The sequence below is a fragment of the Candidatus Cloacimonadota bacterium genome (genome assembly GCA_012516855.1).
GTDB lineage: Bacteria > Cloacimonadota > Cloacimonadia > Cloacimonadales > Cloacimonadaceae > Syntrophosphaera.
The window spans coordinates 28,712-42,097 of sequence record JAAYWB010000104.1; the positions used below are offsets into that span (position 1 = coordinate 28,712).

The 13,386-nt window shown below is 59.5% G+C and carries 24 protein-coding genes; all 24 read left to right on the top strand.

Annotation, left to right across the window (positions count from 1 at the left end; genetic code table 11):
• Positions 1-47 precede the first annotated feature (47 nt).
• The 24 genes from GX466_08915 (at position 48) to GX466_09030 (ending at position 13,373) form a co-directional block, all read left to right on the top strand.
• Complete coding sequence (locus GX466_08915; protein NLH94315.1) at positions 48-2,729, top strand: hypothetical protein; 2,682 nt, start codon at positions 48-50, stop codon at positions 2,727-2,729.
• Positions 2,722-3,255, top strand: a complete 534-nt coding sequence (locus GX466_08920) for a hypothetical protein (GenBank protein ID NLH94316.1) — start codon at positions 2,722-2,724, stop codon at positions 3,253-3,255. Before GX466_08915 ends, GX466_08920 begins: the two co-directional genes overlap by 8 nt.
• 47 nt (positions 3,256-3,302) lie before the next feature.
• Positions 3,303-3,515: a hypothetical protein gene (locus GX466_08925; GenBank protein ID NLH94317.1), complete on the top strand. Its 213-nt coding sequence runs from the start codon at positions 3,303-3,305 to the stop codon at positions 3,513-3,515.
• Positions 3,515-3,688 carry a hypothetical protein gene (locus GX466_08930; GenBank protein NLH94318.1) on the top strand — a complete coding sequence of 58 codons (174 nt, stop codon included), beginning with the start codon at positions 3,515-3,517 and terminating at the stop codon, positions 3,686-3,688. The genes GX466_08925 and GX466_08930 overlap by 1 nt, the downstream gene beginning before the upstream one ends.
• Complete coding sequence (locus GX466_08935; protein NLH94319.1) at positions 3,685-3,915, top strand: hypothetical protein; 231 nt, start codon at positions 3,685-3,687, stop codon at positions 3,913-3,915. The genes GX466_08930 and GX466_08935 overlap by 4 nt, the downstream gene beginning before the upstream one ends.
• Entirely contained in the window at positions 3,912-4,121 is a 210-nt protein-coding gene (locus tag GX466_08940) for a hypothetical protein (protein NLH94320.1), read from the top strand. Before GX466_08935 ends, GX466_08940 begins: the two co-directional genes overlap by 4 nt.
• Complete coding sequence (locus GX466_08945; protein ID NLH94321.1) at positions 4,118-4,438, top strand: hypothetical protein; 321 nt, start codon at positions 4,118-4,120, stop codon at positions 4,436-4,438. The genes GX466_08940 and GX466_08945 overlap by 4 nt, the downstream gene beginning before the upstream one ends.
• A gap of 1 nt (position 4,439) precedes the next feature.
• Positions 4,440-4,628 carry a hypothetical protein gene (locus GX466_08950; protein NLH94322.1) on the top strand — a complete coding sequence of 63 codons (189 nt, stop codon included), beginning with the start codon at positions 4,440-4,442 and terminating at the stop codon, positions 4,626-4,628.
• The gene (locus GX466_08955) at positions 4,625-4,804 is read left to right on the top strand and encodes a hypothetical protein (protein NLH94323.1); all 180 of its coding nucleotides are present in this window, start codon (positions 4,625-4,627) and stop codon (positions 4,802-4,804) included. Before GX466_08950 ends, GX466_08955 begins: the two co-directional genes overlap by 4 nt.
• Positions 4,801-5,148, top strand: a complete 348-nt coding sequence (locus GX466_08960; protein ID NLH94324.1) for a hypothetical protein — start codon at positions 4,801-4,803, stop codon at positions 5,146-5,148. Before GX466_08955 ends, GX466_08960 begins: the two co-directional genes overlap by 4 nt.
• Positions 5,145-5,330: a hypothetical protein gene (locus GX466_08965; protein NLH94325.1), complete on the top strand. Its 186-nt coding sequence runs from the start codon at positions 5,145-5,147 to the stop codon at positions 5,328-5,330. The genes GX466_08960 and GX466_08965 overlap by 4 nt, the downstream gene beginning before the upstream one ends.
• The gene (locus GX466_08970; protein ID NLH94326.1) at positions 5,327-5,662 is read left to right on the top strand and encodes a hypothetical protein; all 336 of its coding nucleotides are present in this window, start codon (positions 5,327-5,329) and stop codon (positions 5,660-5,662) included. The genes GX466_08965 and GX466_08970 overlap by 4 nt, the downstream gene beginning before the upstream one ends.
• Positions 5,659-6,162, top strand: coding sequence for an HNH endonuclease (locus tag GX466_08975; GenBank protein ID NLH94327.1), 504 nt, complete (start codon positions 5,659-5,661; stop codon positions 6,160-6,162). Before GX466_08970 ends, GX466_08975 begins: the two co-directional genes overlap by 4 nt.
• Positions 6,149-7,732, top strand: coding sequence for a DEAD/DEAH box helicase (locus GX466_08980; protein ID NLH94328.1), 1,584 nt, complete (start codon positions 6,149-6,151; stop codon positions 7,730-7,732). Before GX466_08975 ends, GX466_08980 begins: the two co-directional genes overlap by 14 nt.
• Positions 7,733-8,390: 658 nt before the next feature.
• Positions 8,391-8,501 (top strand): HTH domain-containing protein, encoded by a 111-nt coding sequence (locus GX466_08985; protein NLH94329.1) that lies wholly within the window; start codon positions 8,391-8,393, stop codon positions 8,499-8,501.
• A gap of 74 nt (positions 8,502-8,575) precedes the next feature.
• Entirely contained in the window at positions 8,576-9,001 is a 426-nt protein-coding gene (locus GX466_08990; GenBank protein ID NLH94330.1) for a hypothetical protein, read from the top strand.
• Positions 8,998-9,330: a hypothetical protein gene (locus GX466_08995; protein ID NLH94331.1), complete on the top strand. Its 333-nt coding sequence runs from the start codon at positions 8,998-9,000 to the stop codon at positions 9,328-9,330. The genes GX466_08990 and GX466_08995 overlap by 4 nt, the downstream gene beginning before the upstream one ends.
• Positions 9,327-9,572 (top strand): hypothetical protein, encoded by a 246-nt coding sequence (locus GX466_09000; protein NLH94332.1) that lies wholly within the window; start codon positions 9,327-9,329, stop codon positions 9,570-9,572. Before GX466_08995 ends, GX466_09000 begins: the two co-directional genes overlap by 4 nt.
• Positions 9,573-9,635: 63 nt before the next feature.
• Positions 9,636-10,313 carry a hypothetical protein gene (locus GX466_09005; protein ID NLH94333.1) on the top strand — a complete coding sequence of 226 codons (678 nt, stop codon included), beginning with the start codon at positions 9,636-9,638 and terminating at the stop codon, positions 10,311-10,313.
• The gene (locus GX466_09010) at positions 10,310-10,876 is read left to right on the top strand and encodes a hypothetical protein (GenBank protein ID NLH94334.1); all 567 of its coding nucleotides are present in this window, start codon (positions 10,310-10,312) and stop codon (positions 10,874-10,876) included. Before GX466_09005 ends, GX466_09010 begins: the two co-directional genes overlap by 4 nt.
• On the top strand, positions 10,876-12,015 hold the full coding sequence (locus tag GX466_09015) for a DUF2800 domain-containing protein (GenBank protein ID NLH94335.1): 1,140 nt from the start codon (positions 10,876-10,878) through the stop codon (positions 12,013-12,015). The genes GX466_09010 and GX466_09015 overlap by 1 nt, the downstream gene beginning before the upstream one ends.
• A gap of 74 nt (positions 12,016-12,089) precedes the next feature.
• Positions 12,090-12,605 (top strand): DUF2815 family protein, encoded by a 516-nt coding sequence (locus GX466_09020; GenBank protein ID NLH94336.1) that lies wholly within the window; start codon positions 12,090-12,092, stop codon positions 12,603-12,605.
• Positions 12,606-12,729: 124 nt separating this feature from the next.
• Positions 12,730-12,954 (top strand): hypothetical protein, encoded by a 225-nt coding sequence (locus GX466_09025; GenBank protein NLH94337.1) that lies wholly within the window; start codon positions 12,730-12,732, stop codon positions 12,952-12,954.
• A complete protein-coding gene (locus GX466_09030; GenBank protein ID NLH94338.1) occupies positions 12,951-13,373 on the top strand; it encodes a DUF3310 domain-containing protein in 423 nt (140 codons plus the stop codon). Before GX466_09025 ends, GX466_09030 begins: the two co-directional genes overlap by 4 nt.
• Positions 13,374-13,386 lie beyond the last annotated feature (13 nt).

A 13,386-nucleotide genomic window follows, 5' to 3' on the forward strand; every position in this document is an offset into this window, starting at 1 on the left:
GCGGCAGCACCCCTTCCTCTTCGTCGGAGTTGCCTCGGAGGCTACGTGTGATCAAGATCAGTTACGCTGAAAGTCTGAACTCCCCTCTGAAACTCCTTGAGTTCGCGGACCTTCAGGCCATGTCCTGCTGGCTCGCCGCCCAACCGGCTGTATCGGACAAGATGGACTCGGCGATCATCGTCCCCGGCGTCTTCAAGAATTACCCCGTCGCGGCCACCGCGCGCACCATCGACAATCTGCTTTACACCACCGGCGCCATCCTCGACTTCGACAAGGGCGACGTGACGCCCGAGGATGCAAGCACCGAGCTTGAAGGCAACGGCCTTGAGTTCCTGACCCGCACATCCTTCTCGCACACCGAAGACCATCCCCGCTTCGCCACCTTCGTGCCGTGGTCAGAGCCATGCCCGCCGGAGAAGCACGCCGCGGCCATCGAGAAATACATCAAGCCGGGACTCAACGGTCATGGCACTTTTGCGCCTGAATCGCTGGTCTCGTCGCAGGCCCGCTTCATCTCGCCGCGAGCCGGCGCCAAGCCGCTGATCTACCTGCCCGAGGGTGAGGCATGGCAGTTCGCCCCGGCACGCATCATTCCTGACGAACTGGACGCCGCGAGCGCCGAGCGCCAGACCTATGACGCCTTCGCCTTCATCGAGACCGACCCGGAGGCACGACAACTCTTCAGGCTGGCGCTGAACTACATCGATGCCGACTCCGATCGCCGGGTGTGGGTGTCCGTGCTTGGGTGCGGCCTGCGGATGTTCGGCATCACCCCGACCGCTCTGCGTGGCAAGCAACTGAGCACGGACCAGTGGTCGCTCATCGCCGACCTCGAAGCGTTCTCTTCGAGAGGCTCGCAGAACAAGTATCGTGAGCCGGAGAACGGTCGCGGCATCAACCACTGCACGGCCACTCGCCTCAACGCCGACGGCGAGTGGGTGCCCAGCATGGTCATGCAGTATGGCGGCAAGACAATCTCCGGCAGCCACATGATCACCCTGACGGGCGTGGTCAAGCGCACCAACTTCCCGGAGTTCCAAGACTACCTTGCTGCCAACTTCCCTGAGTTGCTGACGCAGGCCCGCCAACGGTACGGCCTGCCGGATACCGAAGAGCCGGTGCTGCCCAGCGAAGAAGAGATAGCGGTCGCTGCTGCCGCCGGCGAGGTCCGTGTGCGCGAGACCGTGGCCGAGCAGGACAGCTACCGTGAGCGCATCAACACCGCCATCCTGCGGATGCCCGATGGCCGTGCCAAACGCCTCGCCAACATCATTGCCACCTTGGGTGACAGCCGCGCCGGCGAGTGGCGCATGAACCCCGCGGCATCCGTGATCCTCGCCTGCCAGACCATCAACATTGTGACGGCGCATCGCGCCTTCTCGAAGCATGGGGGACTCCCGCCGCTGGCAGGCAACCTCTACGGCATGTACTTTGAGACCTCTGGCGCCGGCAAGAGCGCGGCAGTCGATTACGTGAAGAACATCCTGACACGCGCTGGCTACGCCCGCGCCACATCTAGCAGCAAGGTGTTCTCCATATCGAGCATGGCCAACCTGCTCGTGAGTGTCGGCCCGGTCATGTTCTACACCGGCGACGAGATCAAGACGTGGCTGTCCGGGGGGATCGGCAAGAAGGAAGCCAATCAGGTGTCGCTCGACAGCAGTTATCTCGGACTGTGGCTGGCAAGCTGTCACGGCAAGTGGTTCGAGCCGCCGACGCTGGCCGCCGACCGCCCTCGGCCGAATCAGGAACCCCCCGAAGCCATGCGTATCAACCAGCCGAACTTCAGTTGCTTCTTCGTCGGCGTGCCCAGCGACATCAACCTGCTCGCCGAAGAGATGTACTCCGACGGCGCGCTGGCCCGCACCCTCTGCTTCCTGCCTGAAGAGCGCAAGAACAATCGCGTGGATGCGTGGGTGGATGCACAGGACCGGCTGTACCGCAACACCGACGCCACCCTGAACAACCTCGAAACCAACGAGGCGGCAGGGATGCTGCTTGCCTACGATAAGGAACTGGAACGCCAAGGTCTCGGACCTGCACTGGCAACAGCGACTGCGGGCAACGGCTTTATGAACGAAGGCGAAGCGGTTGTGCCGTTCTCCTTCAGGACTTTCGCTCGTGCCCGGGCTGACATGGCCGAAGAGGATGTGCGCATCATCACTGCCACCATCGAGACCGACACGGCGGTGTCGAACATCGTCCGGCGCATGGTGCATCGCTACGTGAAGAGCGCCGACAAGTTGGAATCCTTCATGCTGCGCCTGCGCGAGATCACCTATCGCATCGCCCTGAACCTGACCCTGTTCGACAACCCGACCGCCACGCATTTCAACCACGAGCACACGATCTATGCCGCCGAGTTGCTTGAACTGATCGAGGAACCGTGGTTCAACCGCATCGCTGCGCACGAGGACAGCGTGGTCTTCGTCGGCTCCTACACAAACATTGTGCCGGCGATCAAGAAGCTGCTCGACAAGACCGGCAAGCTGTACCTCACCCCGGGCGGGGTGACCATGACCGAGATCATGGAGCAATCCGAGTTCCGCCCCCTGCGCACCGTGCTGCGCGGCCTGAAGGCAAACTCCGATGGTGTCCGCAAGGATGCCCAGCGCACGCTCGATCTGCTCGGTATCGCTGTCATGAGCAAGCCCAAGACGAAGGGCATGTTCGTGTTCCACCCCGACCACGCACCGCAATCAACTGCTGAGGATGACGGCAATGAGTGAATCTTTTGATGCCATATACCTGCAACCCGACCTCGACGCCAAGGAGGCCCGCGAGTTGCGTGAAGAGCAGATGCTGCTGTTGTCGCCGCAGGCCGAAGAGTTCTGCCGCCAGATCGTCCAGCTAGGGAAGCTGCCCAGCGTCGCCTACGAGATCGCCTTCGCCGTGCAGGATGCAGACACAAACGAGTGGGTGAAGCCCGACCACGCCCTCTACCAAGCCGGCAGGCTTCTGCGTGTCGCCGATGTGGTCGAGAAGATCAAGGCGCTGCGGCAAGAGGTCGTCAAGTTCGGCACGATCGAGCGGGTCGAACTGATCCAGACCTTGAAGAGCATCGCTCTTGACCCCGAAACCAAGACCTCCGACCGCATCGCTGCTGCCGCCCAACTCACCAGAATGGAGGGTTTCAGTAAGGAGGCCGAGGTCGCCGCCGGCGGGACACTGGTCATTCAGTTGCCGTTCGCCCCCAACCAGTTGCTGACCGCGCCGCCGATGAAGCTGGTTGAAGGAATAGTGCTTGACAATTGAACAGACTTGTGGTATAGTGTGTTCTCAATTCAACAGGAGGAAGTGAAATGCGCGACACAATTGAACTGTGGAATGAAGGTATCTCCCACATCAAGACCATCTCAACGTCGATGATCCCGCCCAAGGGTTCCGTGCTCTACATCGACGGCCGTTGCTGGCGGGTCACAGGGCACCCCGAGTTCGTCATGTTTCGGGACGCGGTCGTCGCCAAGATACCCGTCGAAGTCAAGCCCCTGCCTTGGGAAAAGGAGGAAGCGTGATGTTCGCAATCGGATTTGCTTCGATACTGTTGTCCCTGATCTTCGGGATCATGTGGGGCAACCCCGGCCGGGCCTTCAATTGGGCCGACCGTGTGGCCCAAGCCGGCGTCTTCATCGGCGCCGCTCTCTGCGCCGCTTCGCTGGTGATTTGGCTTTCGAGGGTGCTGCCATGAGCCAAGGTGCGCACTGGACCTACCCCAAGATCAGGGATGTGCTGAAGGGCAGGGTGATGACCACGACGGCCATCGCTGAAGCCACTGGCCGCACGCCGCGCTCGGTCCATGCCCAACTCGGGCAGTTCCTTGCACGGGGCATTGTCGAGCGGGCTGGCATCGACTCGGACATCGACAATCGTGGCCGCGGTCGGCCGGCTGTCATGTGGAAGTGGGTGGCCAAATGATCACTGACGAACAGATCACCGCGATCCACAAGTGGGCGACCGGTCAGATTCTCGATCCAATAAACATGGGTCGGGCGAAGGCGTTCATCGCTCGGTTGTTCGACGTGTTGGAACCGGCCGGTTACATCGACAGCGACGGCACGCTCCATGCCGAGGCGTGGTCGGCTTCCAACCCTTACCCCATCTACAGGAACCCGATGCTGTGATCGACCCTAGAAAACACGCTGAAATGTGCGAAGCCGCGTTTTCCGCTGGTCGCGCCAGCCGCGAAGCAGAGATTGCTGCACTGCGCCAGCAACTCACTGAAGCACTGGATGAAAATCTTCGCCTTCAAGTAGTGGCAGATGACGTTCGTAGTGCGTATGCAAAGGCACTGCGTGATACTGAAAATGAACTGCGCCAGCAACTCGCCGCCAAGCAAGCCGAGGTCGATGCGCTGATGCTGGAATACTGCCCGTCGGAAATGTCGCAGGAGCAGCTTGACACTTGGGCAGCACACCAGCGGCCGGCGAAGGAGAACTGAAATGCCGCTCGACCTGCGCTACGACTTCAACGACATCTCTGAGCACGAACGCCTCCTGCACGAGATGATCGCGCAACTGCAAGCCGAGTACGCCAAAGCCGCACAGCCGTACATCGACCGGCTGGCAATGATCAGAAGCCTCAGAACCCCGACGTTGATTGCCACCCTACCTCCGGAGCAAGGGAAATGAAAACCCGCATCGGCTGCACCAGCCCTTACTATCGCCCGCAGCAATACGCTCGCCGCGACCCGCACCGGCAACTGCCGTTCGCGGAAGAGATCGTCCGGCCCGGATGTGCCGTGGCGCTGGCCGGCCTAGCCGTGCTGGTGATCTGTATCTTCGTCGCGCTCGGGGTGTCGGCATGATGGAAGCCTTTGAAGAAAGAATCTGGAACGAGGCGCACCGCTCCCGCGGCGTGCTCGCGACCTGCATCTCGACCGTGCTGTCGATGGCTCCTGCCGAAGAAGCAGAGGAAACCGCGGCCGGCACGTGGAAGAGGAAGGCCGACGAATACTGGTCGGTGATCTTTGCCGAGCTTGGCGGCGCCGCCACCACGCCGCAGATCGCACGCTACACCAAGCGCAGCAAGGTGTCGGTCCGTAGCATGATGAACAAGCTGGTCCATTACCAACTCATCGAACGTGACGGCTCGGTCCTTGGCCCCCGAGGCGGTCGGCCGCAGGCTTTGTGGAAGTGGGTGGGCAAATGAGCAAAACCTTTCTGCGCTGGGTGGCGGTCTGGTTCTCCTTCGTCTGGACGTGGGTGATCTTCGCCTTCGTCCTCAATGAGACAAACCCGTTTGCTTGGAATGCGATGCAGCGCCTCGCTTTCTTGTTCCTTGGGAGTGTTTGGGCAGGCATCACCCACAACCATACGCGGCCAGAAGAATGATCGCCGCCGGCCAATACCACACCCTGCTGCACGGCCTCAAGATCGAGGGCGAGCGGTGCTACCTGCACGCCACTGTGCTGCCCAGCGGCGAGCGCGTGAGGCTACGCATGTTCAACAGCCAGATCGCGGCCCTGACGATCGCCATGATGCACCACACGTGGCTGCCCAAGAACATGAAGGGCGGACAGGTGCGGCTTGAGATCGACATCCATCCGATCTACGGCAACCGCCTGAAGAAGATCATCCCGGTTGCCAAGGCTGATCTGCTGCCGGTCGAGTCCGACGTGGATATTGATCGGCCTGTTCAATACTGTGAGTTCGAGGGACTATGACGCTGACGATTGAAAAATTGAAAACCTTGTTGGACTACAACCCTGACACCGGCGGTTTTACTTGGCTTGTTCCGGGCAAGGGCAGGAGAAAAAACACCGTAGGTTACGTTCGCAAGGACGGTTATCGGGTCATTAACATTTTGGGCGTTCCGAGATACGCGCACCGCATTGCTTGGGCTTTGACCCACGGTGATTGGCCGGACAACACCATCGACCACATCAACGGTGATCGTAGCGACAACCGAATTTCAAATCTGCGCGACGCCACCTGTCAGGAAAATATACAGAACATCGGGGGTCCAAATAGCAACAACAAATCCGGCTTGCTGGGTGCATATTGGAATGCTTCCATCGGTCGTTGGTATTCAACAATAGGTCATGGACATAGAACAAAGTACCTTGGTTTGTTTAGTTCTCCTTCCGCGGCCAACACCGCTTACCTAAAAGCCAAGGACGAACTTCACCCGACACATAGGAGGCTACGCGATGCTCAAACTTAGGTCATACCAGCAGCGCGTCATCGACTTGGCGCTCTCTCATATCGACAACTACCCGGACTCGGCACCAACCATTGTGGTGCCGACGGGTGGTGGCAAGTCTCTGATCTCAGCGGCGCTGGCTACTCATTACGCCAAAGTCGGCAACGTGCTGATTGTCACGTTTCGCAAGGAGTTGGTCGCTCAGACCGCCGAGGAAATGCCCCACCATTTGAACGTGTCGGTGTTCAGCGCCGGCATCGGGCGCAAGGAAACCAAAGGTCCGATCATCGTGGCTGGCATACAATCGGTACGCAAGCACTGGCACAAGCTGCCGCGCATCCACACCCTCATCATTGACGAAATCCATTGGGGCAATGCTGCCTACAAGGAGTTCATCGACAATGTGCGCAAACACTCCCCTGCAATGCGGGTGATGGGGATGACAGCAAGTCCTTTCGATGGTCGCGGGGTGCATTTGCACATGCTCAGGGAACCGATCACTACTGGTGTTTGCGCTGAAGTGTCGATGGGTGAGTTGTTGCGTGACGGATTTCTGTGCAACGTGGTCAGCTACCAAGCGCCAACTCGTTTGGATGTAAGCGGTGTCGGGATTGACTCGAAGACCGGAGACTACAAGCAAAACGAGTTGCAAGCGGCGGTCGATACCGAAGACCAAAACCAGAAGGTTGCCGCCGACATCCTGCGCATCTTCGCCGAGCGCAAGAGCGTGCTTGTGTTCGCGTCCGGGGTTGAGCACGCGCAACATCTGGCGGCCTTGCTGCCCAGCAGCAAGGTTATCGTCGGCACAACACCAAAGGTCGAGCGCGACACAATCGTTGAACAGTTCCGTGCCGGAAAGATTCGCTGGTTGGTGGCGGTCGATACTTTGCTGGTGGGATTTAACGCGCCCCGTGCCGACGGGCTTGCGTTATGCCGTCCGACGAAATCCCCGCTCATCTACGTGCAGGCGATCGGCCGCGTTATGCGCACTCACCCGACCAAAGCTGATGCCTTGTTGTGTGACTTTGTGGGGGCGGTTGAAGAGCATGGCCCTGTCGATGAAGTGGTTGGTCATCCGCCTCGCGTTGGTGGCGGCGACGCACCGACCAAGTTTTGCGAGGCTTGTTTCCACATCTGCTTGGTTGGCGTGCGCAAATGCCCCAACTGCGGACAGGAGTTCCCGCCACCCGTTCCGGGCGAACGGGTATATGACCCGCGCACCGGGCAGATCGTTATCTCCGGAGTGATCATCGGCGATGACGGCTCGCGGACCTATCCGGTCGAGCGTGTCGAGTACCGCACGGCAGTCACCCGGGCCGGCGACAATGCGCTGGTTGCCGACTACTATGCGCCGAACCGCCCGAACCCGGTGGCGTCTTCTTATTTTAACTTATGGCATCGCAAGCAGAGCGTGGTTAGTAAAGACGCCGCCACATGGTTACGCCGGCTCACCCTTCCCGGCGGCGTGCCAACGAACGTCAATGAGGCGTTGATGCGGGCCAACTTCGGCGCGCTGAAGGTGCCGAGCACAGTCACTGTTCAACCCGGATCGGCGTATCCCGTGAGATTTGGTCCAGCAAAACCGACTTGACAAAGCCTTGTTGATGTGGTATTATGAAAACATGAACTATGAAAACATCCACAACAACCTCATCAAAAGAGCTAGGGTTCGACACACCCACACGTCTGTCTTTTATGAGCGTCATCATGTAGTGCCAAGGTGTTTGGGCGGCGACGACAGTACCTCAAATATCGTCAAGCTAACGCCAAAAGAGCATCGCCTTGCGCACAAACTTTTAACCAAACTGCATCCGGGCCACCTTGGCCTTATTTTTGCAGCAAACATGATGTACGTCGGACGAAGCGGCGTATCACCAAATTGGTTGCGAGCTAAGGTTTCGGAGCAACTAAGACGAGTGTGGTCAAACCCTGACACGCGGCGTCTTCGTATGGATTCAATCTACAAGTCTTGGGAAAGCCAAGAAAGAAGGGTGGCGAATGGAAAACGTATGCGCGACCATTGGTCCAACCCGGATAACAGAAAAAACCATAGCGTTATTCTGAAGAACGCAACGAGTGATAGTGAATTTAGGGCAGCGCGATCGGCTGTTTCCAAACTGGCACACAATCGTCCGGAGGTTGTTGAGAAGCATCGTGAAAACACAAGCGGATATTGGAAAAATAACCCGTTAGCAAATGCTAGGCGCCAAGCTCTTAAAGACCGCCTCACTAAACTCAGTGAAGTTCAAGTGGCTGAGATCGTTCGTTTGTATAAAATCGAAGGTTGGACACAACAACAACTTGCCGATAAATTCAACGTGAGCAGGAGTTGTATTCAGACCAAAGTAAAAAGTTCTTGACAAAGCTCATTAACTGTGGTATAGTGTGCTTTCTAAATCAGTGATCAGTCCCCACTCTCAACAGGAGAAATCGTATGACCCGTAGCCAAGCCAAGCGCATCGAAGAGATCGTCCGCACCCAAGACGTGCGCGATCCGCGTCTGACCCTCGATGCCATCGCAGCGATCCTCGCCGAAAATCCGAGCATCAAGCCGGAGCCCAGCGATTTCGAGAAGCTGATGGCCGCAATGATGGCATCGACCGAAGAGTCGGATGATGAAATCCCGCATCTGGTTCCGGATGATCCGGAGAACGAGTTCGGCAACCCGGTCGCCGTGATCCGCATCTACAACACGAAGCCTGTCCCGGGCAATTTGAATGTCGGCGTCGTTATCGAAGCCTGCGACAACCACATCGAGCCGCGCCACTTTAGCGCGGTCAAGCTGGCGATTCAGGCGTTCGATGCCAAGAAAGCCGAAGAGCTTGCTCAGACTGTGGCCGCACAGGCGAAACAAGAATGAGCGAAGTCATCGAAACCAACGAGCACGGCGTCGAGCAGGCGAAGCCGAAGAAGGAGTTCTACGCCTATGCTGATGAGTCCGGCATTGTCGAGATTCGTCACAGCAACGACGTGGAATTCACCGTGCAGGTTGTCGTCGGCATCGCCAACTTCATCCGCGGCAATCTGCGTGACGCCCTGACCGGCAAGCCGCCGACCCTCCCGGAGTTCTTCCGTGACCTCGCGGATATTTCCGAGCGTGCGGCGGCCGCGGTCGCTGCGCAGAAGGAATCAAGCGGCGAAGCGGTTGTCGAACCTGAATTCACAATCCCCAAGGAGCAACTGCAATGAACGGCCATTTCCAGCAAGACACGCTGTACCCGCTTTCCACCGAGCCTGCTGAGGGCTACGGTGCTGATCCACTCACTCGTACCGGCGAGGCCATCATCGTCCATGCCGCGGCCCGCAAGTTCGTCAGCATCATCCCCGGCGGCCTGCAACTGGTGAGTGATCGTAAGGATGCGACACGCTTCAAGGACTACAGTGCCGCCAGCATCAAGGCCGGCGAACTGAAGGAAGCCGCCCGCGCCTAAGACGCTTCCCGGGTGAGCGTACTCAATCACCCGGACCAATTCATTCAACAGGAGAAATACCCCATGAAACTCAAGCTCGTTGTCAATGAGAGCACCACCAATTCCGAACTGATCCATCTCGGAAACTTCTTCACCGCCCTCGGTCTGAACCGTGGCGCCTACGTTGTCTCTGCGCCTGCCGACCCGGCCGAACTGGATGAGCCGGAAGTCACCGTGATCGACACTGAGACCGCACATATCGACTTCACCAAGTCGGCCGCCACCGGGGAAATCAACATCCTCACCGGCAAGCCGGAACCCAAGCGCCGCCGGCGGACCAAGGCCGAGATCGACGCTGCCGCTGACGCTGCCGCCCATGCTGCTGAGGCTGAAGCCCATGCTGCTGCTGCTGCTGCCGCTGCTGCTGCTGCTGAAGCGGAAGAGCGCGGCCAACACGCCTACGATCATGCTCGCAACCAACCCGATCCCGAGCCGGAAGTGGGAAAAGACCAGCCTGCACCTACCCCGCCTGTCGAGCCGCAGGATACGCCCCCGTCGGAGACTGCATCCACCGAGCCTGCATCGGAATCCCCTTCTAGCGTGCCGACGCCGGCCGAGTTGAACACCAAGGCCGCCGCCGTCGCCAAGAAGATCGGGCCGGAGAAAATCCGCGATCACATCCGCGAGTTAGGCGGCACGCTGATTTCCACCCTGAGTCCGGACGCGCTGGTTGCGTTCAACGACTGGCTGGACCAGCAATGAGCGATACCGGCATCCTTGGCCACGCGGAGATCGCGGGGCTGTTGGATGCTGGTGTTGTGGAGGGCGGGGAATACATCAACATCAACCCCGCCAGCCTCAACGTCACGCTGTCCGACACCTTCCTCGCGGAGATGCGTCACCCGCACAATCACGCGGGCTTCCATCACATCTGCGACTTCAGCCGGCGCAACGAGCACGGCATGACGCCGCAGTTCAACGAGTTCCGTGGTGGGATCGTCCTCGATCCCGGCGCCTTCTGCCTCGCCAGCATCAAGGAAAAGCTGAACCTGCCGAACGACATCTGCTGCGACGTGATGCTGCGCTCGTCGGCGGCCCGCATGGGCATCCAACACCTGCTGGCAGGGTGGGGTGATCCAAAATATAGCGGCCACTTGACGCTCGAACTGCGCAACGTCCTGCGCTATCACGCCATCAACCTGCGTGCCGGCGACTGCATCGTCCAGCTTCGCTTCCACCGCATCAAACCGTTGGCCGAAGAGCACGGCTACGATGCTAAGTCCGGCAAGTACAGCGGCGACGTTGGTCCGCAGGGAGCACGGTGATGAGCGAGCACGCCCGCCTTTCCCCGTCCGCCAGCGATCGCTGGCTGGTCTGCGGCGCCGCCCCCGAACGTGAGGCTACCGTCCCTGACCGCGCCAGCGATGCGGCTGCCGAGGGCACTGCCGCGCACGCCTTGGCAGCGCACTGCCTGACCCACGAGATCAGCGCGGTCGATGCTCCTTCGCACCCTGACTGGATGCGCTGGGACACCGCCGACTTCCGCGCGCATGTCGAGACATACCTCAAGTTCGTCCGCTCGAAGATGAACGGGAACTCGCACCTGTTCGTGGAGCAGACGTTGCAGATTTTCCCGTTGCACGGGGTATGGGGCACGGCCGATGCGGTCATCGTTGAAGGCCACACGATGCGGATCATCGACCTCAAGTTCGGTCTCGGCATTCTCGTGGATGCCGATGGCAACTCGCAGCTTAACCTCTACGGGTGGGGTGGCTATGACACCTTGGAATGGCTGGCGAGTTGTCCGGTCGAGTTCGTCGAGGTCATCATCGTCCAGCCCCGGCGCGACAGCATCGTCAGCAAGACCTTCACCGTCGATGAACTGAAGGCGTGGGTTGCCGAAGTCCGGCCGAAGGTCGAGGCGGCCTATGCCGGCGGCGCCCCGGCGGTCCCGGGCGAGCACTGCCGCTGGTGTCGGGTGCGCGCCACCTGCGCCGAGCGCCGCGAGTTCATTCAGTCGAGCGCCGCAATGGTCTTCGCCGACGGATGCAAGCCTGAAGTGGATACCATGAACGAGGCGGTCATCGTACAGGTGTTCAAGCACATCCCGCTGATCGAGCAATACCTCAAGGACATCGAGACTTGGGTTGCCGACCAGTCGCACGAGCGCGGTCACGCTCTTCCGGGCCTGAAATTTGTAGAAGGACGGGCAACCCGCACCATCGTGGATGAGGCCGGCGCTGCCAAGGCGCTTGCCGAACTCGGCATCGACGCCTACGCCCCCGCGAAGCTGCTCGGCGTGGGCGAGATCACGAAGCAACTCAGGCTCGTCGGTTGGAAGTTCGATGACTTTCTGAAACCGTTCGTCAAAATGCGGGTGTCACCGCCGATACTCGTTGCCGAAGAAGACAAGCGGCAGGCTTACGATCCTGTCGCTGGTGCAAAAGAGGCATTCGCCTCTTGACAATCCTGTCGCATTGTGGTATAGTGCGATCTCTTAATCAGTAAATCAGTCCAACTCTCTAAGGAGAAATCAGTATGAGCACTCAGATTGTCACCGGTAAAGTGAGGTTTTCTTTCGCCTTCCTCGCCAAGCCCCGCAAGAACGATCGCGACGAGGACAAGTTCTCGGTCACCGTCCTGCTGCCCAAGTCGGACACGGCCACCATCAAGGCCATCCGTGAAGCGGAAAAGGAAGCTGCCCACAAGAAGTTCCCGGGCAAGCCTGCCACCTTCTACAGCGCCATCAAGAGCGTGATCCACGACGGTGACGGCCTGCGTCCCGCCGGCGAAGCCTTCGGCCCGGAATGCAAGGGCTGCTGGGTCTTCACCGCCAGCACGGGAGACCGTCCGGGCGTGGTGGATGAGAACCTTCAGCCGCTGCTGGAACCCATCAAGTCGGGTGACTACGGCCGCGTCGATGTGAATTTCTACGGCTTTGACACCGCGGGCAATCGCGGTGTGGCCGCCGGCCTGAACAACGTCCAGTTGCTCGAACGTGGCGAAAGCCTCGGCGGGCGCCGGGATGCTGCCACGGCATTCGGCGGGTTTTGAATCCTGACCCGTGATGCCGGGAAACACGCCGGCATCCTGTGATGGATTGGCGAGAACCGAAGCCTCTGCGGTGACTTTGCTGGTGGGAAAGAAATCAGCACCAATTCATCAACAGGAGAAAGTGATGGACCCCAACAATGACCATTGGGACGCTGGCTTCAAAGCTGGTGCCGCGTCTAAGGCATGGCGCATTGCCGATCTCGAAGCCAAGCTCAAGCAATACGAGACTGGTCAAACTGTCCCGCTTGTCGATTACCAATGCGTAACCAAGCAGATTGTTATGTTGCGCGCCACCATCACCACACAGGCAGATGCCATCGTGCGTCTTGTCGCCATGAGGAACAAATGAGACACATCGAACTGGCTACCGCTTTCGCCCAAGGCAAGAGCCTGAGCGCGGAAGACATCAGCGCGGCCGTCGCTTGCAACGTGCTGTTCAACGACACGGCGCTCGGCAACTACTCGCTGACCGAGTACGGCCGCACGATCCTTCAGGATGGCGTGCGGGCGCGGTTGTATGAGGACGCCCAAGACGAAATCAACCGCCGCGCCAGAAGCGCCCTCGACACTCAGGTGGCAGGCAATCATTACCGCAACTTCGCCATCCAGCCAGTCGAGTTCATCGAGAAGAACGGCATCCCCTTCTTGGAGGGGTCGGTCATCAAGCGCATGTGCCGCCACGGCAACAAGGCCAAAGCCGAAGACTTGCGCAAGGCGATCCACGAGATCACCCTGCTGCTTGAACTGCGATACGGGGAGAAGCCTTGATCACCACCAAGGA

Coding starts and splice junctions, on each gene's coding strand:
- GX466_08975 (NLH94327.1), top strand. CDS start 5,659: ATGACGCTGACGATTGAAAAATTGAAAACCTTGTTGGACTACAACCCT.
- GX466_09025 (NLH94337.1), top strand. CDS start 12,730: ATGGACCCCAACAATGACCATTGGGACGCTGGCTTCAAAGCTGGTGCC.
- GX466_08965 (NLH94325.1), top strand. CDS start 5,145: ATGAGCAAAACCTTTCTGCGCTGGGTGGCGGTCTGGTTCTCCTTCGTC.
- GX466_08920 (NLH94316.1), top strand. CDS start 2,722: ATGAGTGAATCTTTTGATGCCATATACCTGCAACCCGACCTCGACGCC.
- GX466_09000 (NLH94332.1), top strand. CDS start 9,327: ATGAACGGCCATTTCCAGCAAGACACGCTGTACCCGCTTTCCACCGAG.
- GX466_09005 (NLH94333.1), top strand. CDS start 9,636: ATGAAACTCAAGCTCGTTGTCAATGAGAGCACCACCAATTCCGAACTG.
- GX466_09010 (NLH94334.1), top strand. CDS start 10,310: ATGAGCGATACCGGCATCCTTGGCCACGCGGAGATCGCGGGGCTGTTG.
- GX466_09030 (NLH94338.1), top strand. CDS start 12,951: ATGAGACACATCGAACTGGCTACCGCTTTCGCCCAAGGCAAGAGCCTG.
- GX466_08960 (NLH94324.1), top strand. CDS start 4,801: ATGATGGAAGCCTTTGAAGAAAGAATCTGGAACGAGGCGCACCGCTCC.
- GX466_08925 (NLH94317.1), top strand. CDS start 3,303: ATGCGCGACACAATTGAACTGTGGAATGAAGGTATCTCCCACATCAAG.
- GX466_09020 (NLH94336.1), top strand. CDS start 12,090: ATGAGCACTCAGATTGTCACCGGTAAAGTGAGGTTTTCTTTCGCCTTC.
- GX466_08995 (NLH94331.1), top strand. CDS start 8,998: ATGAGCGAAGTCATCGAAACCAACGAGCACGGCGTCGAGCAGGCGAAG.
- GX466_08930 (NLH94318.1), top strand. CDS start 3,515: ATGTTCGCAATCGGATTTGCTTCGATACTGTTGTCCCTGATCTTCGGG.
- GX466_08980 (NLH94328.1), top strand. CDS start 6,149: ATGCTCAAACTTAGGTCATACCAGCAGCGCGTCATCGACTTGGCGCTC.
- GX466_08990 (NLH94330.1), top strand. CDS start 8,576: ATGACCCGTAGCCAAGCCAAGCGCATCGAAGAGATCGTCCGCACCCAA.
- GX466_08955 (NLH94323.1), top strand. CDS start 4,625: ATGAAAACCCGCATCGGCTGCACCAGCCCTTACTATCGCCCGCAGCAA.
- GX466_08935 (NLH94319.1), top strand. CDS start 3,685: ATGAGCCAAGGTGCGCACTGGACCTACCCCAAGATCAGGGATGTGCTG.
- GX466_09015 (NLH94335.1), top strand. CDS start 10,876: ATGAGCGAGCACGCCCGCCTTTCCCCGTCCGCCAGCGATCGCTGGCTG.
- GX466_08950 (NLH94322.1), top strand. CDS start 4,440: ATGCCGCTCGACCTGCGCTACGACTTCAACGACATCTCTGAGCACGAA.
- GX466_08970 (NLH94326.1), top strand. CDS start 5,327: ATGATCGCCGCCGGCCAATACCACACCCTGCTGCACGGCCTCAAGATC.
- GX466_08940 (NLH94320.1), top strand. CDS start 3,912: ATGATCACTGACGAACAGATCACCGCGATCCACAAGTGGGCGACCGGT.